We start from the raw sequence: 22,721 nt of genomic DNA, 5'->3' as shown, positions 1-22,721 counted from the left end.
GTCCCCCTGCGGATCACTCAACCGTCAGCGCAAAACAATTTTTCAGTACAAAGGCAATGTCATCTTCTGCCAGCTGTTGCGTTTCCACGCCCTGCGCGGTGATCGTTTTCAGCACGTTACCCAGCAAAATCTGACGCCCTTCCGGGTGATGCTGTACGACCAGCAGCTTCTGCACAAAAATGGCGTCCGGGTGCGTGGAGTTAAGGTAGTTGGCAGGCACAAAATCAATCCACTCCTGAGGAGAAAGGTCAAAGCCGTACTGACTGGCCCATTTTCCCTCCACCCGTGCCTGAAGCAGATACTCACCCTCCGCGTTACGGGTCAGCCGGAACGTGTCGAAATCCTGCCGGATATCCGTATCAAGCATGTCTAACGCCATCGGCGCACGGATGCCGTAGCTACCGAATCCAAGGTCACAAAGCCACTGACGACCGTCAATCTCAGCAATGAGTGCCATATGGGTTTTAGGCCGACGCACCGGGTAGAACATCGGGCGCGCCGCGACAAAATGCCAGCGAATACCCAATGCCTCCAGCGCCATCGCAAATAGCCCATTCACCTCATAGCAATAGCCGCCGCGCTTCTGCCTCAACAGCTTATCGGCAATGTCTTCGGGTACCAGCGAAACGACTTTACCCGCCTGTACATCCCCATTTTCAAAGGGTATCGAAAAGAGCTGATGGCGCATAAGCGCATGCAGGGTTGCAGTATCGGCAGCCGCCGGACCGGTATAGTTTATGCGCCTGAAATAGGCAGAAATATCGAAATTGTCGCTGTGCATAGTGCCTCCTTGTCTGGAACATGCCGGACACTATAGATGGGGCACTTCATTGGCTGTATAGTCAGTTTTATCGAAAATTTGACTGCACAGATCCCCATGGCCGCCCCGTCCCCCCATTACCGTCGGATTGCTGAGATGCTGCGTCTTACGCTGGCTTCAGGCGCGTTGCAAATCGGCGACCGGATGATCTCTGCACGTAAACTGGCCGAGCGCGAACAGGTCAGTCTCCCGACGGCACTGGAAGCACTACGCTGCCTTGAGGCCGAAGGCCTGATCGTTGCGCGTCCGCGTTCGGGCTACTACGTCCGTCAGACCCGCCAGTCCCGATGCGTGCAGCCCACGCGTTCCCTGCCCGGCCCCGTGCCTGTGACAATGTCAGCCGTCGCCCGATCGTTATTCAGTAGTGCAGAAGCCCGACTGGTACCGCTGGGGGCTGCCTTGCCCGACCCCGCGTGGCTACCAGGCGATACCCTGCAACGTGCGCTGCAGTCTGCAGGTCGACGTCTGGAAGCGCGTGGGCAAAGCTATAGCCTGCCTCCGGGACGGGTTGATTTGCGCAGTAAGATTGCCGCCCGGGCAGCGCAATGGGGTGGCCGTTTTGGTGCAGAGGATCTCATCATCACCGCTGGCGCGACGCAGGCGCTGCGTCTGGCGTTGCGGGCTGTGTGCCAGCCTGGCGACGTGGTGGCGATAGAACAACCCGCCTATTTCGGTACGCTGTTGCTGCTGGAAGATTTGGGCCTGAAGGCGCTGGAGATCCCAACCGATCCTCAAGAAGGGTTGTTGCTGGCGCCGCTCGCCGATGCTATTCGGTGCCATCATCCAGCGGCCGTTCTGGCCTCACCCACCGTGCAAAATCCGCTGGGTGCCAGTATGTCCGTCCCCCGCAAGCAGGAACTGGTTGCCCTGCTGGAAGATGCAGGCATCCCGTTAATTGAGGACGATGTTTATGGCGACCTGGTCGGCGAAGGGCAACGTCCTCCGGCCTGTAAAGCGTTCGACCAGAGCGGGAATGTCATTTACTGCAGTTCATTGTCTAAAACGCTTGCGCCCGGATGGCGCATCGGCTGGATTGCGCCCGGACGTTACCACGCCCAGGTCCTGCAGGCGCGTATGGCCGGAGACTGGGCAGGCGCGCCGCTGTTTGAAGCCGCAACGAGCGAAATCCTGGCCAGTGGCGACTACGATCGTCATCTGCGGCGGCTAAAGCGGCGCATCGCGGAGGGGATTGGTGCCGTCATTGCGCGCGTCAAGGCAAGCTTCCCTCCCGGCACGCGCGTTAACGTGCCGGCTGCCGGTTTCCTGTTGTGGGTTGAACTTCCACACCAGGTGAATGCACTGGAGGTGCACCGCCGCGCGCTGACACTGAACATTGGCGTTAGCCCCGGGCCGCTGTTTTCCCCCCGCGCACACTTAACGAATTTCCTGCGATTAAATTGTGCCAACGAACCCACGCCCCTCCTGCTGAATGCGGTGGATCGGATTGGCGCGCTTTGTCATGAACTGGCCAGCTCCTCTGGCCTTATTCCAGAAAGTGAGCATTGAGCGCTCTTTACTCCCTGCATCCGGGTTCGCGTTTTTTACTGCCGTCAGAAACGCACTCCCCTTTTTTTACGGAATAATACGTGCCGCTCTTAGCTGCGAGAACAGGCTGAAAAACATCTCATCGGTTGCCTGCATTCGCGTGAACCCTGTCCGGCGGAGCTTACTGCCGTCGCCAAACATGTCGTAATTCCAGCTAAAGACAAAATCGGCAAAATGCCCGTCGTTCAGCTGCAAAATATCCGCCTCCACCAACCGCTCCCCGGCAATGTCGCGCCATAACGCACGATAATCCTTAAACAACTGATGGAATGACAATCTGACCGGCGGCGCAGAGTCCAGTTCAAACCAGCGTGCGATGCGCGGCCACAGCTCGCTCCAGCGCCAGATGTCCCCATTATTCACGTTGAAAGCCTGGTTGTTAGCCCTACGTGATGTGGCTGCCCACAGCGTTGCCTCCGCCAGCAATCCGGCGTCAGTATGATCAACAATGCTGTGCCAGGTCTGTTCCGAACCGGGAAAACGCAGAGGTAAACCCAGAGCCTTACACAGGGACGCATACAGTGCGATGCTCAGCGCAAGGTTCATGGTATTGCCTGGCACCGAACTGCCCACCACGCCTGGCCTGATGGCATTCCAGTGCCAGCGTTTTCCCCGCTGAAAATCACGGAGCCACGCGAGCTGAGCGGCGTTAAATTCTGCCCCGGGTACGCCCGGATCGCTTTCGCGTGCCGGGGTTTTGAACGGTCCCAGGTGCGCGCCATACACTTTGTATCCCTGCATCAGGCTTACCGTCTGCAAAGGTGCCGTTTTTTCAATATTGCTGACCAGGTTGCGCAACATCGTGACGTTCGGTTCAACCATTTCCGTCCAGCTCCCGGCATTCATCCAGGCGCTGTAAAAAATATGGGTGATCTCGCCAGCGGCTTGCAAAGCCCTGGCGCTATCCTCCGCATCCAGTAAATCAACGTTGATCAGCGAAATAGCATCAGGATGGGATAAGGCATGGCGGCTCAGGCCAATCACCTGCCATTTGTTGTCCAGGAGCGTTTTGACGAGCTGTCTGCCTACGATCCCGCTGGCGCCAGCGACCAGCGCGACGTTTTGTGGCTGCATCTTATTCACGGTGTTTCTCCAGTTAGGGTGACAGACACAGTGTGATATATTATTTTTTCCCTACATATCCCCTGAATTCGATGGCACTTATAAGAAAAAACATTAAATGAACAATAAGCTCAACGCCATTTCCACCTTTCTGCGCGTCGCAGAAGCGGGTTCCTTTTCGGCAGCCGCTCGCCAGAGCGGAATGAAGCAGTCTGCCGTCAGCCAGCAGATTGCCGCCCTGGAACAGGAGCTCGGGGTGGTATTACTGCATCGGACAACGCGAATGATGAAGCTCACCGAGCAGGGTGAACGTTATCGCCGTGATATGCAGCTTTTGCTGGATGCCATGCAGGAAGCGGAGAGACGGTTGAACCCTGCCGATCATCAGTTTCAGGGCAGCGTCCATGTTCAGTTGCCAAGCGGTCTGGGGCAGATCGTTTTGCCCCCTCTGCTGGCGCTTCAGCGCCTGCATCCGGCGTTGCACCTGACGCTGTCCCTGGATGACCGCATTGCCGACCTGGTGAGCGAAGGGGTGGATGTCGCGCTACGCCTTAGCGCTGAACCTCCACAATCGCATGCGGCACGTCTGCTGATGCGGATTGAAACCGCGCTGTTCGCTGCTCCCGGCTTTCAGGCGGTACACTCCGTCAGCGAACTGGCTGCACATCCCCATGTGCGATTTAGCGGCATCCCGCGGGATGCGCCTCTACGGTTGATCGCCGGTGAGGAAACAATTGACGTGAAAGTGCATACCGTTTTTCGTGCCAACACCAGTGACGCCCTGTTACAGGCGCTGGAGTCAGGCATCGGGATTGGCGGCATGCAGCTGCCGCTTGCGGCAAAGGCGTTGCAAGCCGGCACGCTGGTGCCGGTATTACCGGCCTGGCGGTTACCTGACCGGTATCTCTATGCCGTCTACCCCGACGCCCGCTTTATCCCACAACGCGTCAGAAGCGTGATACAGGTGATCGAACAAATCCTGCCGACGCTTGCCAAATAACCGGCGTCTACTTCGCTACCGGCAAATCCGCGTACCGCGTCGTATAAGCCGGTGATAACATCTCGCGCTTCATCGCCCAGGATTTCTCAATCCCCTGCCCGGCGAACCATATCTTCCCTTTCCCGGAATGATTCACGCTGTCGATCAGCGCCATCAGCGCCGCGCTGTTGGCGCGCAAACGGTTATCGTCAAATAAATTCAGCTGGGCGACGCCGCTACTGAAAAAGTCCGCCAGCATCACCCCCGCTTTCATGTAGCGATAACCGTCAAGCCATATGCGCCCCAGCGCATCGGTGGCGGCACGGATGATATCGCGCGAGTCATTGGTGGGCGTCATCAGGGTGACAGACGCCTGATTGCCGTAATAAACCTCGTTGTCCGCATGCGGGCTGGTACGCAAAAACACGCTGATAAAGCGACAATATTGATGCTCGCTGCGCAGCTTTTCCGCAGCCCGTTCAGCGTAGGCGCAAATGGCCTGGTGCATCTCCTCGTATTGCGTAATACGGTGTCCAAACGAGCGGCTACAGATAATCTGCTGCTTCGTGGGCGTGAACTCTTCCAGATCAAGACAGGGCTCGCCGCGCAGCTCGCGTGCCGTGCGCTCCAGGACAACGTTAAAATGTTTGCGGATGACCCACGAGGAAGCTTGTGCCAGATCCAGCGCCGTGGTGACGCCCATCGCATTAAGTTTTTTGGTAATGCGGCGCCCGACGCCCCACACCTCCTCTACCGGTACGCGCGCCAGCAGTTTACGCTGCCGCTCGCGATCCGATAAATCCACTACGCCTCCCGTGCTGTTCCACCGCTTTGCCGCATAGTTGGCCAGCTTCGCCAGCGTTTTCGTGGGGGCAATGCCTACGCCAACGGTTAATCCCGTATTTTTAAACACCTGCGTGCGCATATGATGACCAAACGCCTCCAGCGCCATGCAGTTGCTGACGCCAGCAACGTTCACAAACGCCTCATCAATGGAGTAAATCTCTATGGCCGGGGCGAAGTCGGTCAGCGTCTGCATCACCCGGCTGCTGAGATCGGCGTAAAGCGCATAGTTCGAGCTAAAGACGTAAACCCGCGCGGGAAAGCGCTTCTCTTTGAATTTGAAATACGGCTCGCCCATTTTTATATCGAACTGCTTTGCCTCCCGCGACAGCGAAATAATGCAGCCGTCGTTATTGGAGACCACCACCACGGGTTTGCCCCGCAGATCGGGCCGAAACACCGTCTCGCAGGAGGCATAAAAGCTGTTCACATCAACCAGCGCGAACATGTTTATGCGTTTTGAGTGTGTGGGTGACAACACCGAAGATCTGCAGTTCCTCTTCGGACTGAAACGTGATCGGCTGATAGCGAACGTTATGCGGCACTAACCTCAGGATCGGGCGGGTCTGCAGCTCTTTGACCGTAAACTCACCCGCGACGGATGCCACCACAATATCCCCGTGCACGGCGTTTAACGAACGATCGACGACCAGCAGATCGCCATCGCCGATCCCAACGCCGATCATCGAGTCTCCGCTCACCTTCACAAAGTAGGTCGCGCTGGGATGCCTGACGGCCAGGCGGTTAAGATCGAGACGATCTTCCACATAATCCTGCGCCGGGCTTGGAAAACCACACGCTACGCGTTCTACAAATAACGGTAATTCAAGAGGTTGCTTTGGATAATAAGAAAAGAGAGTGTCCATAAATGCCTTTCTCGCCAGATACTGTGTATAAATACAGTATTACGGATTATGGACAAGGATCAAGGTCCTTTACGGAGGTCACCCCAAACGCATTGAAGTGTGAGCGGATTTAATTCAGCCGTATCCTGCGCATCGGCGAAAGAATAGCCAGATAACGCCTGCGGCAGCGACATTCAGGTTTCAAGAGGGACAAAAAAGCCCAAAGCACTGCTTTGGGCTTATGCCTGTCTGGCTTAATCCGCCAGCGAATTGAGCGTTTCCAGCGCGTCAGCCGGGAGCACCAGCTCCGCCGCCGCAAGATTTTGTCGCAGATGCGCCACGGAGGAGGTGCCGGGGATCAGCAGGATGTTCGGCGAACGTTGCAGCAACCACGCCAGCGCGACCTGCATTGCCGTTACGCCCAGCGAATCAGCGACCGCCTGCAGCCCGGATGATTGCAGGGGTGTAAAACCGCCCAGCGGGAAGAACGGCACATACGCAATCCCCTGCTGCGCCAGCGAATCCACCAGCGCATCATCGCCACGGTTCACGATGTTGTACATGTTCTGCACACACACCACCTGCACCATCTTCTGCGCTTCCGCAACCTGGGTGGCCGTGACGTTGCTCAGGCCAATATGGCGCACCAAACCTTGCTGTTGTAACTCGGCCAGCGTGGCGAGAGGTTCAGCAATTGAGCCTTCTGCTGGCCCGTGTGCGCTGAACATGATGCGCAGATTAACCACGTCCAGCACATCCAGCTGCAGATTACGCAGGTTGTCATGTACCGCCTGCGTCAGTTCCTGCGCGGAGAAGGCCGGCAGCCAGGAGGCATCACTGCCGCGACGGGCACCGATCTTGGTGACGAGCGTCAGATCGTCGCGGTACGGATGAAGCGCCTCGCGGATCAGTTGGTTGGTGATATGCGGCCCGTAAAAATCGCTGGTATCAATGTGATTCACCCCAGCAGCCACCGCTTCGCGGAGCACATTCAGCGCAGCATTTTTGTCCTTTGGAGGACCAAACACGCCCGGCCCGGCAAGCTGCATCGCGCCATAGCCAAGCCGTTTAACCGTCCGCGACCCAAGTGCGTACGTCCCGCTTTTATCAATGCTGCTCATGTCGACCTTCCTCATAAAAATGATCCGGATTTACAACGAGTTCCTTAACAGACCCCGTAGTTAAGCGCGAGTTAAATTAAAGTTTAATTTCTCTACGACGATAGTATTTGTGTAACCCTGCATCTTCTCTAACGGACGACCGCTATGCTGAAAAATCTGCACGTGATTACCGGTATTATCTTTGCTCTCACCATATTCTGTCTGTTGCAAGTTGTCACGGGAGGGTTGTTCTACTCTGCCGTCAGCAACGACCGCCATAACTTCCAGAACTCCGGGGTGCTCAATGCCCAGCAGGAGAGCCTGAGCGACAGCGTGAACACGCTGATCAAAACGCGCGTCACCGTCACCCGCGTGGCGATCCGCTACCTGAAAAACCAGCGCGACCCGGCGTCCCTTGCGGCGATCAACAAACTGCTTGGCACCGCGGCTGATTCTCTGGCTAAAGCTGAAGCCTATAACAAAGAGTGGCAGAAAATGCCGCAGGTTAACGGCCAGAACGCGGCATTAACCGACGAAATGCAGAAATCATGGAGCCAGATGCATGAAGTGATGCGTCTCTCCATTGCGTATCTGCGTGCCGACAACTACCAGGCCTATGGCGATCTGGATGCCCAACAGGCCCAGGACGATATGGAAGGGGTTTATAACCGCTGGCGCGCCGAAAACAACACCCTGCTGAAAGCCGCAACCGAAGAGAACCAGAGCAGCTTTACCCAGATGCAATGGACGCTGGCAGCGATCTTCCTGGCCGTTATCGCGGTACTGGTGGTGATCTGGCAGGGTTTACAACACCTGCTGTTAAAACCGCTCCACATGATTATGAACCATATTCGCGCCATTGCGGGCGGCGATCTGACGCAGGATATCGCCCTGTCTGGCCGCAATGAGATGGGCCAACTGGCGGCGGGTCTGCATGAGATGCAGCAGTCGCTGGTGACCACCGTCAGCGCCGTGCGTGGTAGCACCGACTCCATTTACACAGGCGCAGGTGAAATTGCCGCCGGAAGCAACGATCTGTCTGCCCGCACCGAGCAACAGGCGGCTTCGCTGGAGGAGACGGCTGCCAGCATGGAAGAGCTTACCGCAACGGTTAAACAGAACTCCGACAACGCCCGTCAGGCTACGCTACTGGCGAAGAACGCTTCAGAAACGGCGGCCCGTGGCGGTCACGTGGTGGATAACGTTGTCCGTACCATGACCGAAATCGCCGACAGCTCGCAGCAAATTGCGCACATTACCGGCGTGATTGACAGCATTGCCTTCCAGACAAACATTCTGGCGCTTAACGCGGCGGTGGAAGCTGCGCGTGCCGGGGAGCAAGGTCGTGGCTTTGCGGTCGTCGCAGGTGAAGTCCGCACGCTGGCCAGCCGCAGTGCGCAGGCGGCGAAAGAGATCAAAGGGCTGATTGAGAACTCCGTCAGCCGGGTGAATACCGGTTCAGAGCAGGTCAGCGAAGCGGGCGCAACCATGAAGGAGATTGTCGCTGCCGTGACCCGCGTGACCGATATCATGGGCGAGATTTCGTCGGCGTCCGATGAACAGAGCCGCGGCATTGAACAGGTGAGCCTGGCGGTTTCGCAGATGGACAGCGTCACACAGCAAAACGCCGCGCTGGTACAGCAATCCGCCACGGCGGCGGCGGCCCTGGAAGATCAGTCGGAACAACTGCGCCAGGCTGTGGCAGCGTTTCGCCTGAACGGAAAGGAAAAAGCCACCGCGCCCCGCCCAGCCACGGTGAAAACCCCACAGCTGTTACGCCCGGCAACGGCCAACACCGCCACCGACAGCAACTGGGAAACCTTCTGAGTGACAGGCGGGCGAACGTCTCGCCCGCCAGAAGCGCTTAACGGCTGCGCTTAGCGTGCCGTTCCCAGTTCTCCTGTTTCGCTTCGTCAGACTTTCGTAGCGAAACATAGCATGCTCCGCTGCCGCCGTGATGCGGCAGCGCCACGCAAAAGGCCTGCACTTCCTCGAACTCGGTTAACCAGCGCGCCAGATAGCTGCGTACCACGTTGGGGTGGGCGTTCTGCTCCCGCCCTTTTCCATGAATGATCACCAGGTTACGTAATCCATCGCGCCCAGCCTGGCGGATAAAGGAAAACAGCATCTGCCGGCAACGCTCGGCGGGCTGGCGTAACAGATTTAAGCTGGCCTGGCGGGAATATTTACCCGAGCGGAGCTTACCAATAACGCCCTGTTGCACCCCTTCCCGTCTGAACGCCAGCGGCTCCTCCAGGGGCAGAAGTTCCAGGAAGCCCAGGGTCAGGAAGTTATCCAGTTGCTCGGTATCAATCTCCTGACGCGTTCGCGTGTTGCGGCTCGGCTGCCAGTGAATATCCGTGCAGCGCTTCAGGGGCTGGATACCCTCCATGGCGTCAAGAAAAAGTGATTTGTCGTCAGGGTTCATGGACATCCTCCCGCTACATCTGAGCCTGTACTATACCTGCGCCAGGCATGGGCCTCAATAACCGCTACCCCAGGATGAGGGCATAAATATTAACCTGATGAATATAAAAATTATTTCTTCGCAAAAGTTAAACGCGACTTAACTTAAATTTCAGCACACATAAAACAGAAAGTTTAGGTTAAAAAAATGTGGAATCAATGATGCTAAAACATATCTTTTTGAGGGTGGGCTGTTATAATTAAATAAACCTGCTTCACGGATATAACATTCAGGATCTGCGAAGGGAAGCACTGCTGTGTGTTGTAGGGTCTGTCTGATGTCGGACAGGCTCTGTTTTTTTATTTTACTCCCCACTTCACTCCGATACTATTTTCCGCGCCTCTCTTCTGAATTGCGTAATTAACGATTCGGTCAGGGGTGTCTGACGAGAATCACGACGCTGAATTAAATAATAGGCCGCTTTAGGTAGCGATTCGACAACGGGCAGCATAACCAGACGGTGCGCCAGCAGCGGGTCACAGCCCAGTTCCTTTGGCAGGATACTTAAAAAATCACTTTGTGCAACAAGACTAATGCAGGAAGAAAACGTTTCGCAAACAACGTCAATGCGCGGTATTTGCGAGCGATGAGTAAACACATCTTCTAATTGCTTATAATAACTCCCGCGTGGCGTCGGCATTGTCCAGTTATAATTCAGCAATTCGGTAATGGATGTCGCGCCCGTCGCCGGATGCCCTTCCCGACAAAATACGGCGAAAGGCTTTTCAAACAATTTTTCAAACGTAAACTCATGATCGTACGGCCCCTGATAATAGGTGTTGATGGTGAAATCCAGCTCGCCCTGGCGTAATTCATTGATCATCGACACCAGTTGCCCTTCCATAATCCGGACTTTTACCTGCGGATGTTGTGCATGAAAGCGGGTGATCACCGCGGGCATAAGGCTTCGCGAAATACTGGCTCCCATTCCAATGTTAATCTGCCCGGCCAGTTCCCCCTGGCGCTGGCGGATATCATCCTGCGCCGCGCGTAACTCTTCCAGAATCAGCCTGGCGCGCGAGTAAAACCCTTCCCCACATTCGGTCAATGCGACGCCTTTACTCCTGCGCACAAACAGCTGCGCCGCCATCCCCTCTTCCAGCTCTTTGATCGATTTGGTCAGCGCCGGTTGCGAAAGATTAAGCGTCCTGCTGGCACCGCGGATACTGCCCTGACGCGCGACTTCAACAAACGCCCGGATTTGATGAAATTTAATCTGAAATGACATAGCCCGACCGATAACCGTTGTTTATCAGAGTAAAGAAACTGTCATCTACTTTAATGGAAATGGATGTGCGAGGGTAATTCCTGAACGGTTAAAACTGTGAAAAAACGGTTAGTGATAAGTAAAAACTATCACAGCGTGAAGCAGTTCACATATTTTAATGATGACAGGAAGAGATATGGAATCACTGGCGCAGTACATCCAGACATTAGCCCCACAACTGAGCGCATGGCGTCGCGATTTTCACCATTTCGCGGAGTCCGGATGGCTCGAATTTCGCACGGCGGCGAAAGTCGCGGAAATCTTAGACCAGCTGGGTTATTCGCTGGCGATGGGCCGCGACGTGGTGGACGCCGAAAGCCGTATGGGATTACCCGATGACGCCACGCTGGCGCGAGAGTTTGCCCGCGCCCGGGCGCAAGGCGCACCAGAGAAATGGCTGGCCCCGTTTGAAGGGGGATTTACCGGCATTGTGGCGACCCTGAATACCGGCCGGCCAGGCCCGACGCTGGCGTTTCGCGTGGATATGGACGCGCTGGATTTAAGCGAAGCACTCGATGACAGCCATCGCCCGTTCCGCGACGGGTTTGCCTCCTGCAACCCGGGGATGATGCACGCCTGCGGCCACGATGGCCACACCACCATTGGTCTGGGGCTGGCGCACATGCTTAAGCAGAATGAATCGCAACTCAATGGCACCATCAAACTGATCTTCCAGCCTGCCGAGGAAGGCACCCGAGGCGCTCGCGCCATGGTGGCCGCCGGGGCGCTCGACGACGTGGACTACTTCACCGCGATTCACATTGGCACCGGTGTGCCCGCCGGTGTGGTGATTTGCGGCAGCGATAACTTTATGGCCACCACCAAGTTCGATGCGCATTTTACCGGGGTTGCCGCACACGCCGGCGGTAAACCGGAGGACGGCCGTAATGCCCTGCTCGCCGCAGCTCAGGCCGCTATCGCGCTTCACAGCATTGCCCCACACAGCGAAGGTGCATCGCGGGTGAATGTCGGCGTGATGCAGGCCGGCAGCGGACGCAACGTCGTGCCAGCTAACGCCCTGCTCAGGGTTGAAACCCGCGGCGTAAGCGAATCCATTAACCAGTACGTCTTTGAACGCGCGCAGGCCGTGATTACCGGTGCGGCGGCACTCTACGGCGTGAGCGTCGAGATGCGTCTGATGGGCGCCGCCACCGCCAGTGCCCCTACACCGGCCTGGGTAGATTATCTGCGCCAGCAGGCAAGTCAGGTTACCGGTGTGGTGCAGGCCATTGACAGAGTCAACGCCCCCGCAGGTTCCGAAGACGCGACGCTGATGATGGCCCGCGTGCAGCAGAACGGCGGAATGGCGTCGTATATGGTGTTCGGTACCGAGTTAAGCGCAGGTCATCACAATGAAAAATTTGATTTCGATGAGCAGGTCATGAACCTCGCTATCGAAACGCTGGCGCGCACTGCGCTTAATTTCCCGTGGACGCGAGGTGTGTAATGCAGGAGAACTACGCTTTTATTGCCGATGCCATCGACACGCGATGTCAGCTGTTAACCGGCATTGCCGACGACATCTGGGATCACCCTGAAACGCGTTTTGAAGAGTTCTGGTCCGCGGAACGGATTGCCGGCGCGCTGGAAGCGGAAGGTTTCACCCTGACCCGTGAAGCCGGCGGGATTCCGAATGCCTTTATCGCCAGCTTCGGCAGCGGTAAACCCGTTATCGCCCTGCTGGGGGAATATGATGCTCTGGCCGGATTGAGCCAGCAGGCACATTGCGCGACGGCACAGTCCGCCACGCCGGGTGCCAACGGCCACGGCTGTGGCCACAATTTGCTGGGAACGGCAGCGCTGGCGGGTGCCATTGCGGTGAAAAGCTGGCTGGAGCAGCACGGGGGGAGCGGCACCGTGCGTTTCTACGGCTGTCCTGGTGAAGAAGGTGGTTCAGGGAAAACCTTTATGGTGCGCGAAGGTTTGTTTGATGACGTTGATGCCGCCGTCACCTGGCACCCTGAAGCATTTGCCGGCATGTTTAACGTCAGCACGCTGGCCAATATTCAGGCCGCCTGGCGGTTTCACGGCGTGGCGGCACATGCTGCTAACTCGCCACATCTGGGGCGTAGCGCGCTGGATGCCGTAACGCTGATGACCACCGGCACCAATTTTCTCAACGAACACATCATTGAGAAAGCGCGCGTTCATTACGCTATCACCGATACCGGTGGAATCTCACCCAACGTGGTGCAGGCGCAGGCTGAAGTGCTGTATCTGATCCGCGCGCCGGAAATGGCCGATGCGCAGCAGATCTACGAACGTATCGAGAAAATCGCTCAGGGCGCGGCAATGATGACCGAAACCACCGTTGCGTGTCGCTTTGATAAAGCCTGCTCCAGCTACCTGCCCAATCGCACGCTCGAAGCGGCGATGTATCGCGCCCTGCAGCATTACGGCACGCCAGAGTGGACGGAAGAGGAGCGCCAGTTTGCGCAGGATATTCGTGCCACGCTAACGCCAAATGACCTGCAAAACAGCCTGAAGAACATTGCCGCGACGGGGGGAGAAGCCGGTAACGCTTTTGCGCGCCGTCAGCAGGAGATGTTACTGACAGATGAGGTCGCACCTTACGCCATTACCGATAACGTACTGGCCGGGTCAACCGATGTGGGCGATGTCAGCTGGAAAATGCCGGTGGCACAGTGTTTCAGCCCCTGCTTTACCATCGGAACGCCTTTGCATACCTGGCAACTCGTGGCTCAGGGGCGAACCTCGATTGCTCATAAGGGCATGCTGCTGGCCGGAAAAGTGGTGGGCGCAACCGCGCTAAATCTGCTCCAGGATGCAACGCTGCTGCAACAATGCCGGGAAGAGTTCGAACAACAAATCACCGAAAAACCGTACGTGTGTCCGATTCCGTCAGGCGTGACACCGTCACCTTTAAAATAATAAAACACAACACAACAACACAACAACAGTCCCGAGGAACGCCCATGAGTATGTCTTCCATACCTTCGCATTCCCCATCCGGTAAGCTCTATGGCTGGGTTGAAAGGATCGGCAATAAAGTGCCGCACCCTTTCCTGCTTTTTATCTGGTTGATCGTGGTTTTGATGGTGGCGACAGCGGTGCTGTCCGCCTTTGATGTCAGCGTGCGCAGTCCGGCCGATGGCAGTATGGTGGCGGTCAAGAACCTGTTAAGTGTCGAAGGGTTGCACTGGTTCTTACCGAATGTGGTTAAAAACTTCAGCGGCTTCGCCCCGCTGGGGGCCATTCTGGCGCTGGTACTGGGCGCCGGGCTTGCCGAGCGTGTCGGTCTGTTACCGGCGCTGATGGTGAAAATGGCCTCCCACGTCAGCGCACGTTACGCCAGCTACATGGTGCTGTTTATCGCCTTCTTTAGCCACATCTCCTCTGATGCCGCGCTGGTGATCATGCCGCCCATGGGCGCTCTGATTTTCCTCGCCGTCGGACGCCATCCCGTGGCGGGTCTGCTGTCGGCGATTGCGGGCGTAGGCTGCGGCTTTACCGCCAACCTGCTGATCGTGACCACCGATGTCCTGCTCTCAGGCATCAGCACGGAGGCGGCCAAAACCATCGACACCGCGATGCACGTCAGCGTCATCGACAACTGGTACTTTATGGCCAGCTCGGTGGTCCTGCTGACCCTGGTGGGCGGACTGATTACCGATAAGCTCATTGAGCCGCGTTTAGGGAAATGGGAAGGCCGAAGTGATGAGAAGCTGGAGACGCTGAGTAAAGAGCAACGCGTTGGCCTGCGCGTGGCAGGCGTGGTCTCGCTGGCGTTTATTGCCGCGGTCGCGCTGATGGTGGTACCGGAAAACGGCATCCTGCGCGATCCGGTTAAACATACCGTTCTCCCCTCGCCGTTTATTCAGGGCATTGTGCCGCTGATTATTCTGTTTTTCTTTGTCGTTTCGCTCGCCTATGGGATCGCCACCGGCAAAATTCGCCGTCAGGGCGATCTGCCGCAGCTGATGATCGAACCCATGAAAGAGATGGCGGGCTTTATTGTGATGGTGTTCCCGCTGGCGCAGTTCGTGGCGATGTTTAACTGGAGCAACATGGGCAAATTTATGGCCGTGGGGCTGACCGATGCGCTGGAAGCGGCGGGGTTAAGCGGCGTCCCGGCATTTGTCGGCCTTGCGCTGCTGTCGTCACTGCTGTGCATGTTTATCGCCAGCGGCTCGGCAATCTGGTCGATTCTGGCCCCCATCTTTGTGCCGATGTTTATGATGCTGGGGTTCCACCCGGCGTTTGCCCAGATCCTGTTCCGTATCGCAGACTCCTCCGTCATCCCGCTGGCACCGGTCTCACCGTTTGTTCCGCTGTTTTTAGGCTTCCTGCAGCGCTATAAACCAGAGGCAAAACTGGGTACCTACTATTCGCTGGTTTTACCCTATCCGCTTATCTTTTTAGGGGTATGGCTGGTGATGCTGGTGGCATGGTATCTTGTCGGTCTGCCGATTGGGCCGGGGATTTACCCAAGGCTGCACTAAAGGATTAACGATGCTGAGATTACTCGAAGATAAAATTGCCACGCCGCTTGGTCCACTGTGGGTGATTGCAGACGAGCAGTTCTGTCTGCGCGCCGTTGAGTGGGAAGAACACAGCGACAGGATGGACACGTTGCTCAACGTGCACTATCGCGCGCAGGGTTATGAACGTATCAGCGCCACCAACCCCGGCGGCCTGAGCGACAAACTGACGGCGTACTTCGAGGGCGATCTCAGCATCATTGACACCCTGCCGACCGCCACGGCAGGCACACCTTTCCAGCGCGAAGTGTGGCAGGCGCTGCGCAGTATTCCGTGCGGACAGGTCATGCATTACGGCCAGCTCGCCGGGCAGCTCGGCCGTGCCGGCGCGGCCCGCGCGGTCGGCGCGGCAAATGGCGCTAACCCCGTCAGTATTGTGGTCCCCTGCCACCGCGTGATTGGCCGCAACGGCACCCTGACCGGCTATGCCGGTGGCGTGCAGCGCAAGGAGTGGTTACTGCGTCACGAGGGGTATCTCCTGCTCTAGTTTCCAGGCTTTTAGTGCTTAATTTTCTTCCGGTTAGGCTAAAAATCCATAATCAAGCTGTGGAATTTCAAGAAGATGGCAACAGGTTGCCGTCTCTTGTCCTTATTGATGGTTTGGCAGGCTTACGTACTTACCAAAAAGATGTTAAAATTGACCAATATCAATTAAGGCTTGAGCAAACCTATGATCCCGGAAAAGCGAATTATACGACGCATTCAGTCTGGCGGTTGTGCTATCCATTGCCAGGATTGCAGCATCAGCCAGCTCTGTATCCCGTTTACCCTGAATGAGCATGAACTCGATCAGCTTGATAATATCATCGAGCGCAAAAAGCCTATTCAGAAAGGGCAGACGCTGTTTAAAGCGGGAGACGAACTGAAATCGCTCTATGCTATCCGTTCTGGCACCATCAAAAGCTACACCATCACTGAACAGGGTGATGAGCAGATCACCGGCTTCCATCTGGCGGGTGACCTGGTTGGCTTTGATGCCATCGGTACTGGCCATCACCCGAGCTTTGCTCAGGCGCTGGAAACCTCAATGGTTTGCGAAATCCCGTTTGAAACGCTGGACGATCTCTCAGGCAAAATGCCCAATCTGCGTCAGCAGATGATGCGTCTGATGAGCGGTGAGATCAAAGGCGATCAGGACATGATTCTGCTGCTTTCCAAAAAGAATGCAGAAGAACGCCTGGCCGCGTTTATCTATAACCTCTCACGCCGCTTCGCGGAGCGCGGTTTCTCCCCCCGTGAATTCCGTCTGACCATGACACGTGGCGATATCGGTAACTACCTGGGCCTGACCGTGGAAACCATCAGCCGCCTGCTGGGTCGTTTCCAGAAAAGCGGAATGCTGGCCGTTAAGGGTAAATACATTACCATCGAAAACGGTGAAGCTCTGGCCGTTCTTGCCGGTCACTCCCGCAACGTGGCATAACGCCCCCGCATGATTGATGCCAGACCGATAAATTTTTATGATTTATTGGTCTGGTACGTCACCACTTCCGTTTCACCACGTTTCCCTGGCACCGCCCCACTCAGTCCCTGAAAGGTTCTTGTTGAGGTTATGAATTGAGAGAAAGTTTATTTTTCGTTTCAGTCGTTATCGCCTCAGTGACCTTCATATTCATCTGGATCATGCTTGTCGGGCCAATGAAGGGTGAAGAAAAAACCTACGTACAGGATTCAACGACGTTTGCGATTGCGGTGATGGTACTGCTGCTGATTGCCTTTATCGCGGTAACGACAACGGTTCTGTTTCTGTGACAGATTTTCATGATTTATTGATCTGACAAAAACTTCCCCCCTGTTTCATTCAAGATATATAGGTTACTCTTTTAATTACAGACTGTGGTGACAGTAGTAAGGAGACCTGTATGGCAAAGTATCAAAACATGCTGGTGGCTATCGATCCTAACCAGGACGATCAGCCGGCATTACGACGTGCTGTGTATCTACATCAACGGATTGGTGGCAAAATCAAAGCGTTTTTGCCGATCTATGACTTCTCATATGAGATGACCACCCTTCTGTCGCCTGACGAACGCACCGCAATGCGTCAGGGAGTGATCAGCCAGCGTACCGCGTGGATCCGTGAACAGGCCAAATATTACCTGGAAGCGGGTGTTCCTATCGATATTAAAGTGGTCTGGCATAACCGACCTTTCGAAGCCATTATCCAGGAAGTGGTCGCCGGTGGGCACGACCTGTTGCTGAAAATGGCGCACCAGCACGACAAGCTGGAATCCGTGATCTTTACCCCTACCGACTGGCACCTGCTGCGTAAATGCCCTTGCCCGGTGTGGATGGTAAAAGACCAGCCGTGGCCAGAAGGCGGCAAGGCCGTCGTGGCGGTCAACCTGGCGAGCGAGGAGGATTACCACAATTCGCTCAATGAAAAGCTGGTCAAGGAGACGATCCAGCTTGCCGAACAGGTTAACCACACTGAAGTCCATCTGGTGGGCGCTTACCCGGTAACACCGATTAATATTGCTATCGAGCTGCCTGAATTTGACCCGAGCGTGTATAACGATGCGATCCGGGGGCAGCACCTGCTGGCCATGAAGGCGTTACGCCAGAAATTCAGCATTGATGAGAAAATGACACATGTGGAAAAAGGGTTACCTGAAGAGGTGATCCCGGATTTAGCAGAACATCTGCAGGCGGGGATTGTGGTACTGGGTACCATTGGCCGGACCGGTATTTCTGCCGCGTTCCTGGGCAATACCGCCGAACAGGTGATCGACCATCTGCGCTGTGACCTGCTGGTCATCAAGCCGGATGAGTATCAGACACCGGTTGAACTGGACGACCCGGAAGACGACTAAGTTCAGACATAAAAAAACCGCCGGAAACGGCGGTTTTTTTGTCGCTGATTTACAGCGATTTCAGAATAGCATCGACACTGGCTTTTGCATCGCCAAACAGCATGTGCGTGTTCTCTTTAAAGAACAGCGGGTTCTGAACCCCTGCATAACCGGTGTTCATGGAACGTTTGAAGACAATCACGTTCTGCGCCTTCCACACTTCCAGAACCGGCATACCGGCGATTGGGCTACGCGGATCGTCCTGCGCCGCCGGGTTAACGGTGTCGTTGGCACCAATAACCAGGACGGTGTCGGTATCGGTGAAATCATCGTTGATCTCATCCATCTCCAGCACGATGTCGTAAGGCACTTTCGCTTCCGCCAGCAGCACGTTCATGTGGCCTGGCAGACGCCCCGCTACCGGGTGAATGCCAAAGCGAACCTTGATACCGCGCGCACGCAGCTTCTCGGTGATCTCCGCAACCGGATACTGAGCCTGTGCCACCGCCATGCCGTAGCCTGGGGTAATGATGACCGAGTGTGAGTTTTTCAGCATCTCTGCGGTATCTTCCGCGGTGATCTCACGGTGCTCACCCACTTCTTCGTCAGAACCGGTTGAGGAGCCATCAGAACCAAAGCCACCCGCGATAACGCTGATAAACGAACGGTTCATCGCCTTACACATGATGTAAGACAGGATCGCACCAGAAGAACCGACCAGCGCACCGGTGACGATCAACAGATCGTTGCTCAGCATGAAGCCTGCTGCCGCCGCGGCCCAACCGGAGTAGGAGTTCAGCATGGAGACAACCACTGGCATATCGGCACCCCCAATGGAGGCCACCAGGTGCCAGCCAAAGGCCAGAGCAATCAGGGTCATCACCAGTAACGCCAGCACCTGCAGGCCCACGCTTTCAGTGCGCACGAAGACCACCAGCAGCACAAAGGACACGACCAGCGCCGCCAGGTTCAGCTTGTGACGGTTTGGCAGCATCAGCGGTTTAGAAGAGATCTTACCGCGCAGTTTGCCGAACGCGACAATTGAGCCGGTGAAGGTCACCGCACCAATGAAAATGCCGAGGAACACTTCCGTCAGATGGATGTTGACCAGAATCGGTTCCAGACCGGGTGTGTGGTACAGATAGCTGTTGAAGCCCACCAGCACCGCCGCCAGCCCCACGAAGCTGTGCAGAATGGCCACCAGCTCCGGCATCTCGGTCATTTCAACGCGTTTCGCCAGGCGAATACCAATCGCGCCACCGATGATCATCGCCACCAGGATCCATGCAACGTTGCCGGTGTCCGGCCCGAAGATGGTGGCAATCAGCGCAATCGCCATACCGGCGATACCAAAGTTATTTCCCTGCTGAGACGTTTCGTGTTTGGAAAGTCCCGCCAGACTGAAAATAAACAGGATTGCAGCAACAATGTATGCGGCTGTGACTAATCCTCCAGACATATGCTACCCCTTAGCCTTTACGAAACATTTTCAGCATGCGCTGAGTCACGGTGAACCCACCGAAAATATTGATACTGGCGATCAGCACCGCGATAAAGCTCAGGAAGCTTACCCAGCCGCCGTGGCCAATCTGCAGCAGCGCCCCGACCACGATAATCCCGGAGATGGCGTTAGTGACCGACATCAGTGGCGTATGCAGCGCATGGGAGACATTCCACACGACGTAGTACCCCACCACACACGAGAGCGCGAAGACGGTAAAGTGGCCGAGGAATTCTTTCGGCGCGACGTCTGCCAGCCAGCCAAACAGAATAATGACCAGCGCCATGATCGCGTACTTGCGCCACGGAGAAGCCGGTTTAGCTGGCTCTTTAGGCTCAGGCGCCGCTTTCGGTGCCGCCTGAGGCTGCGCGGACACCTGAATCGGTGGCGCAGGCCAGGTGATTTCGCCTTCACGCACCACCGTTACGCCACGCACAACAACATCGTCAAAATCAACGGTGATGTTGCCGTCTTTCTCTTTGCAGAGCAGTTTCAGCAGGTTAACAAGGTTGGTACCGTACAGCTGAGAAGACTGCGTTGGCAGACGGCCCGGCAAATCGGTATACCCGATCACCTTCACGCCGTTAGCAGTGGTGGTCACCTGATTTGGCACGGTGTATTCACAGTTGCCACCGTTTTGCGACGCCAGGTCGACGATCACGCTGCCCGACTTCATTGAGTCAACCATCTCACGGGTAATCAGCTTCGGCGCGGGTTTACCGGGGATAAGCGCGGTAGTGACAATGATGTCGACATCTTTGGCCTGCGCGGCGAAGAGTTCCATTTCCGCTTTGATAAAAGCTTCGGACATGACCTTCGCGTAACCGTCACCGCTACCCGCTTCTTCCTTGAAGTCCAGCTCAAGGAATTCGGCACCCATACTTTGTACTTGTTCTTTTACTTCAGGACGGGTGTCAAAAGCGCGTACGATAGCGCCCAGGCTGTTTGCTGCGCCGATAGCCGCAAGACCCGCCACGCCCGCGCCAATCACCATCACTTTCGCCGGAGGCACTTTCCCTGCCGCAGTGATCTGACCGGTAAAGAAGCGACCAAACTCATGCGCCGCCTCAACAATCGCGCGGTAACCGGCGATATTCGCCATGGAACTTAAGGCATCCAGCGACTGCGCGCGCGAAATACGCGGCACGGAGTCCATGGCCATCACGGTCACGCCACGTGCTGCCAGCTTCTCCATCAACTCAGGATTCTGTGCAGGCCAGATGAAGCTCACCAGCGTCGTGCCAGGATTCAACAGTTCAATCTCGCTCTCTTCCGGCGCATTAACCTTGAGAATAACGGGCGACTGCCAGACTTCAGCACCGTCCACCACTTCCGCGCCAGCCTGAATAAAGGCCTCGTCATCGAAACTCGCCAGTTTGCCCGCGCCGCGTTCAACTGCGACGGTAAAACCCAGTTTAAGCAGTTGCTCCACCGTTTTCGGTGTTGCCGCTACGCGGGTTTCATTGGCTAACCGTTCTTTTGGTACCCCAATACGCATAGTTTTCCCTTCCATCGGTTTTTGATGATGGTTTGTCGATAAATGCCCGCGGTTTGTATCAACTTTCGCCAGCAGGACAGCGACGACATATGATTAACCCCAGAAAATAAAACAGTAACAAACTTTCTATAACCTACTGAAAATAACGCCCGTGATCTACCGCCAGAAAACACTATTTCTTACTTTATCTGTGAAAAATAAGTGATCTGCGTCGCTGACAGTGATATTTACCTTAAATTCATCGCTGAGACCGATAAATAGCGCAAGCGAAGCGGTAAAAACATGATATAGCGCCATTAGAGAACAACTTATTAACATTAAATTAACTTGTAAAAGTCATAAGCTTTATCAGTTTTGCTTGTCAGACGCCTGTTTTTTCAACATATCACTAAATGTTATCAAATCAGATGATTCAGTGAGCACAGGCTGTGAAAAATGGCGCAGACAGCGACGGGTTTTAAATGCCATAATCGGGACCGTCTCAAATTAACAACAATACCAGTACATGGTTTGCGCAAGGCGAAGGATTATTTTTATGAAGCTTAAGAACACACTCCTGGCGTCCGCACTTCTCTCCGCGACCGCCCTGTCTGCGAATGCCGCGACAGAGTTAACGCCGGAGCAAGCGGCAGCGTTAAAACCTTTTGACCATACGGTCATTGTGGGTCGTTATAATTCTATTGGCGATGCCGTCGCCGCCGCATCAAAAGCCGCCGATAAAAACGGTGCGGCCTCGTTTTACGTTGTTGATCAGTCTGACTCCGGCAACAGCGGTAACCAGCGCGTGACCATTGCGCTGTATAAAGACAATGCGCCGAAAGCTGACGCACCGAAAAACCGCGTGATTAACGGCGTCGTTGAATTACCAAAAGATCAGGCGATTGAGCTGGAACCTTATGACACCGTCACCGTGCAGGGCTTCTATCGCAGCCAACCTGAAGTGAACGATGCCATCACCAAAGCCGCAAAAGAAAAAGGCGCGTACTCTTTCTTTATCGTGCGTCAGGTCGATGCTAACCAGGGTGGCAACCAGCGCATTACCGCGTTCATCTATAAAGAAGATGCGAAAAAACGCGTTCTGCAAAGCCCGGACGCCATCCCTGCTGATTCCGAAGCGGGTCGTGCGGCGATAGCGAAAGGCGGCGAAGAAGCGAAGAAAGTGGAAATTCCAGGCGTAGCCACCTCTGCCGCACCAAGCGCTGAAGTGGGCCGTTTCTTCGAAACGCAATCCACCAAAGGTGGCCGTTACTCCGTTACCCTGCCAGACGGAACCAAAATTGAAGAGCTGAACAAAGCCACTGCAGCGCAGATGGTGCCGTTCGACAGCATTAAATTTACCGGCAACTACGGCAACATGACGGAAGTCTCTTATCAGGTCGCGAAACGTGCGGCGAAGAAAGGGGCGAAGTATTACCACATCACCCGCCAGTGGCAGGAACGTGGTAACAACGTGACCATCAGCGCCGACCTGTACAAGTAACAGAACGGTTGACCCGAGGC

The 22,721-nt window shown here is 55.6% G+C and carries 20 protein-coding genes; 11 read left to right on the top strand and 9 right to left on the bottom strand.

Annotation, left to right across the window (positions count from 1 at the left end):
- Positions 1 to 13 precede the first annotated feature (13 nt).
- Complete coding sequence (locus L462_RS17445; protein WP_032678045.1) at positions 14 to 781, bottom strand: arylamine N-acetyltransferase family protein; 768 nt, start codon at positions 779 to 781, stop codon at positions 14 to 16.
- A gap of 36 nt (positions 782 to 817) precedes the next feature.
- Between L462_RS17445 and L462_RS17450 the strand changes: the two genes are divergently transcribed.
- Positions 818 to 2,326 carry an aminotransferase-like domain-containing protein gene (locus L462_RS17450; protein ID WP_032678044.1) on the top strand — a complete coding sequence of 503 codons (1,509 nt, stop codon included), beginning with the start codon at positions 818 to 820 and terminating at the stop codon, positions 2,324 to 2,326.
- A gap of 66 nt (positions 2,327 to 2,392) precedes the next feature.
- Here L462_RS17450 and L462_RS17455 read toward each other — a convergent pair whose 3' ends face one another.
- Positions 2,393 to 3,448, bottom strand: coding sequence for an SDR family oxidoreductase (locus L462_RS17455; protein ID WP_032678043.1), 1,056 nt, complete (start codon positions 3,446 to 3,448; stop codon positions 2,393 to 2,395).
- 97 nt (positions 3,449 to 3,545) lie between these two features.
- On the opposite strand from L462_RS17455, the gene L462_RS17460 reads away from it, so the two are divergent.
- A complete protein-coding gene (locus L462_RS17460; RefSeq protein ID WP_032678042.1) occupies positions 3,546 to 4,427 on the top strand; it encodes a LysR family transcriptional regulator in 882 nt (293 codons plus the stop codon).
- A 7-nt stretch (positions 4,428 to 4,434) separates the two neighbouring features.
- Here the strand turns inward: L462_RS17460 and umuC are convergent, their stop codons facing one another.
- The 3 genes from umuC to L462_RS17475 all read right to left on the bottom strand — a co-directional run bounded on the left by umuC (position 4,435) and on the right by L462_RS17475 (position 7,215).
- The gene (gene umuC, locus L462_RS17465; protein ID WP_032678041.1) at positions 4,435 to 5,697 is read right to left on the bottom strand and encodes a translesion error-prone DNA polymerase V subunit UmuC; all 1,263 of its coding nucleotides are present in this window, start codon (positions 5,695 to 5,697) and stop codon (positions 4,435 to 4,437) included.
- Positions 5,681 to 6,115: a translesion error-prone DNA polymerase V autoproteolytic subunit gene (umuD, locus tag L462_RS17470; RefSeq protein WP_014169838.1), complete on the bottom strand. Its 435-nt coding sequence runs from the start codon at positions 6,113 to 6,115 to the stop codon at positions 5,681 to 5,683. The genes umuC and umuD overlap by 17 nt, the downstream gene beginning before the upstream one ends.
- 233 nt (positions 6,116 to 6,348) lie before the next feature.
- Positions 6,349 to 7,215, bottom strand: coding sequence for an aldo/keto reductase family oxidoreductase (locus L462_RS17475; RefSeq protein ID WP_032678040.1), 867 nt, complete (start codon positions 7,213 to 7,215; stop codon positions 6,349 to 6,351).
- 144 nt (positions 7,216 to 7,359) lie between these two features.
- Here L462_RS17475 and L462_RS17480 point away from each other — a divergent pair, with 144 nt between their 5' ends.
- Positions 7,360 to 9,021, top strand: coding sequence for a methyl-accepting chemotaxis citrate transducer (locus L462_RS17480; protein ID WP_014169836.1), 1,662 nt, complete (start codon positions 7,360 to 7,362; stop codon positions 9,019 to 9,021).
- A 37-nt stretch (positions 9,022 to 9,058) separates the two neighbouring features.
- Here the strand turns inward: L462_RS17480 and smrA are convergent, their stop codons facing one another.
- Both smrA and L462_RS17490 read right to left on the bottom strand, forming a co-directional pair.
- Positions 9,059 to 9,622 carry a DNA endonuclease SmrA gene (smrA, locus tag L462_RS17485; protein ID WP_032678039.1) on the bottom strand — a complete coding sequence of 188 codons (564 nt, stop codon included), beginning with the start codon at positions 9,620 to 9,622 and terminating at the stop codon, positions 9,059 to 9,061.
- A 355-nt stretch (positions 9,623 to 9,977) separates the two neighbouring features.
- Positions 9,978 to 10,889 carry a LysR family transcriptional regulator gene (locus L462_RS17490; RefSeq protein WP_014169834.1) on the bottom strand — a complete coding sequence of 304 codons (912 nt, stop codon included), beginning with the start codon at positions 10,887 to 10,889 and terminating at the stop codon, positions 9,978 to 9,980.
- A gap of 175 nt (positions 10,890 to 11,064) precedes the next feature.
- On the opposite strand from L462_RS17490, the gene L462_RS17495 reads away from it, so the two are divergent.
- From L462_RS17495 to uspE, 7 genes are all read left to right on the top strand, one after another.
- A complete protein-coding gene (locus L462_RS17495) occupies positions 11,065 to 12,375 on the top strand; it encodes a M20 family metallo-hydrolase (protein ID WP_032678038.1) in 1,311 nt (436 codons plus the stop codon).
- The gene (locus tag L462_RS17500) at positions 12,375 to 13,820 is read left to right on the top strand and encodes a M20 family metallopeptidase (protein WP_032678036.1); all 1,446 of its coding nucleotides are present in this window, start codon (positions 12,375 to 12,377) and stop codon (positions 13,818 to 13,820) included. Before L462_RS17495 ends, L462_RS17500 begins: the two co-directional genes overlap by 1 nt.
- 44 nt (positions 13,821 to 13,864) lie before the next feature.
- Positions 13,865 to 15,391: a p-aminobenzoyl-glutamate transporter gene (abgT, locus tag L462_RS17505; protein ID WP_020884305.1), complete on the top strand. Its 1,527-nt coding sequence runs from the start codon at positions 13,865 to 13,867 to the stop codon at positions 15,389 to 15,391.
- Positions 15,392 to 15,401: 10 nt separating this feature from the next.
- On the top strand, positions 15,402 to 15,917 hold the full coding sequence (gene ogt / locus L462_RS17510; protein WP_020884306.1) for a methylated-DNA--[protein]-cysteine S-methyltransferase: 516 nt from the start codon (positions 15,402 to 15,404) through the stop codon (positions 15,915 to 15,917).
- Between the two features lie 183 nt (positions 15,918 to 16,100).
- Positions 16,101 to 16,853, top strand: a complete 753-nt coding sequence (gene fnr / locus L462_RS17515) for a fumarate/nitrate reduction transcriptional regulator Fnr (protein ID WP_014070017.1) — start codon at positions 16,101 to 16,103, stop codon at positions 16,851 to 16,853.
- 134 nt (positions 16,854 to 16,987) lie between these two features.
- On the top strand, positions 16,988 to 17,182 hold the full coding sequence (locus L462_RS17520; protein WP_014169828.1) for a hypothetical protein: 195 nt from the start codon (positions 16,988 to 16,990) through the stop codon (positions 17,180 to 17,182).
- Positions 17,183 to 17,292: 110 nt separating this feature from the next.
- Positions 17,293 to 18,243, top strand: coding sequence for a universal stress protein UspE (gene uspE / locus L462_RS17525; protein ID WP_014169827.1), 951 nt, complete (start codon positions 17,293 to 17,295; stop codon positions 18,241 to 18,243).
- Between the two features lie 49 nt (positions 18,244 to 18,292).
- On the opposite strand, the gene pntB is transcribed toward uspE, so the two are convergent.
- Positions 18,293 to 19,681: a Re/Si-specific NAD(P)(+) transhydrogenase subunit beta gene (gene pntB / locus L462_RS17530; RefSeq protein ID WP_025204333.1), complete on the bottom strand. Its 1,389-nt coding sequence runs from the start codon at positions 19,679 to 19,681 to the stop codon at positions 18,293 to 18,295.
- A gap of 10 nt (positions 19,682 to 19,691) precedes the next feature.
- The gene (gene pntA / locus L462_RS17535) at positions 19,692 to 21,221 is read right to left on the bottom strand and encodes a Re/Si-specific NAD(P)(+) transhydrogenase subunit alpha (protein WP_020884308.1); all 1,530 of its coding nucleotides are present in this window, start codon (positions 21,219 to 21,221) and stop codon (positions 19,692 to 19,694) included.
- A gap of 535 nt (positions 21,222 to 21,756) precedes the next feature.
- Between pntA and ydgH the strand changes: the two genes are divergently transcribed.
- The gene (gene ydgH / locus L462_RS17540; RefSeq protein ID WP_020884309.1) at positions 21,757 to 22,701 is read left to right on the top strand and encodes a DUF1471 family protein YdgH; all 945 of its coding nucleotides are present in this window, start codon (positions 21,757 to 21,759) and stop codon (positions 22,699 to 22,701) included.
- The last annotated feature ends 20 nt before the right edge of the window (positions 22,702 to 22,721 follow it).

Source organism: Enterobacter sp. BIDMC 26 (assembly GCF_000534435.1).
GTDB lineage: Bacteria > Pseudomonadota > Gammaproteobacteria > Enterobacterales > Enterobacteriaceae > Enterobacter > Enterobacter ludwigii.
Note: the sequence above shows the minus strand (reverse complement) of the source record. Positions and strands in the feature narration are given on the sequence as shown.

Excerpts from the sequence above, each read along its gene's own strand:
- uspE (WP_014169827.1), top strand. The coding sequence starts at position 17,293 with ATGGCAAAGTATCAAAACATGCTGGTGGCTATCGATCCTAACCAGGAC.
- L462_RS17495 (WP_032678038.1), top strand. The coding sequence starts at position 11,065 with ATGGAATCACTGGCGCAGTACATCCAGACATTAGCCCCACAACTGAGC.
- pntB (WP_025204333.1), bottom strand. The coding sequence starts at position 19,681 with ATGTCTGGAGGATTAGTCACAGCCGCATACATTGTTGCTGCAATCCTG.
- fnr (WP_014070017.1), top strand. The coding sequence starts at position 16,101 with ATGATCCCGGAAAAGCGAATTATACGACGCATTCAGTCTGGCGGTTGT.
- ogt (WP_020884306.1), top strand. The coding sequence starts at position 15,402 with ATGCTGAGATTACTCGAAGATAAAATTGCCACGCCGCTTGGTCCACTG.
- umuD (WP_014169838.1), bottom strand. The coding sequence starts at position 6,115 with ATGGACACTCTCTTTTCTTATTATCCAAAGCAACCTCTTGAATTACCG.
- abgT (WP_020884305.1), top strand. The coding sequence starts at position 13,865 with ATGAGTATGTCTTCCATACCTTCGCATTCCCCATCCGGTAAGCTCTAT.
- L462_RS17500 (WP_032678036.1), top strand. The coding sequence starts at position 12,375 with ATGCAGGAGAACTACGCTTTTATTGCCGATGCCATCGACACGCGATGT.
- L462_RS17475 (WP_032678040.1), bottom strand. The coding sequence starts at position 7,215 with ATGAGCAGCATTGATAAAAGCGGGACGTACGCACTTGGGTCGCGGACG.
- L462_RS17450 (WP_032678044.1), top strand. The coding sequence starts at position 818 with ATGGGGCACTTCATTGGCTGTATAGTCAGTTTTATCGAAAATTTGACT.
- L462_RS17445 (WP_032678045.1), bottom strand. The coding sequence starts at position 781 with ATGCACAGCGACAATTTCGATATTTCTGCCTATTTCAGGCGCATAAAC.
- ydgH (WP_020884309.1), top strand. The coding sequence starts at position 21,757 with ATGAAGCTTAAGAACACACTCCTGGCGTCCGCACTTCTCTCCGCGACC.
- L462_RS17460 (WP_032678042.1), top strand. The coding sequence starts at position 3,546 with ATGAACAATAAGCTCAACGCCATTTCCACCTTTCTGCGCGTCGCAGAA.
- smrA (WP_032678039.1), bottom strand. The coding sequence starts at position 9,622 with ATGAACCCTGACGACAAATCACTTTTTCTTGACGCCATGGAGGGTATC.
- L462_RS17490 (WP_014169834.1), bottom strand. The coding sequence starts at position 10,889 with ATGTCATTTCAGATTAAATTTCATCAAATCCGGGCGTTTGTTGAAGTC.
- L462_RS17480 (WP_014169836.1), top strand. The coding sequence starts at position 7,360 with ATGCTGAAAAATCTGCACGTGATTACCGGTATTATCTTTGCTCTCACC.
- pntA (WP_020884308.1), bottom strand. The coding sequence starts at position 21,221 with ATGCGTATTGGGGTACCAAAAGAACGGTTAGCCAATGAAACCCGCGTA.
- umuC (WP_032678041.1), bottom strand. The coding sequence starts at position 5,697 with ATGTTCGCGCTGGTTGATGTGAACAGCTTTTATGCCTCCTGCGAGACG.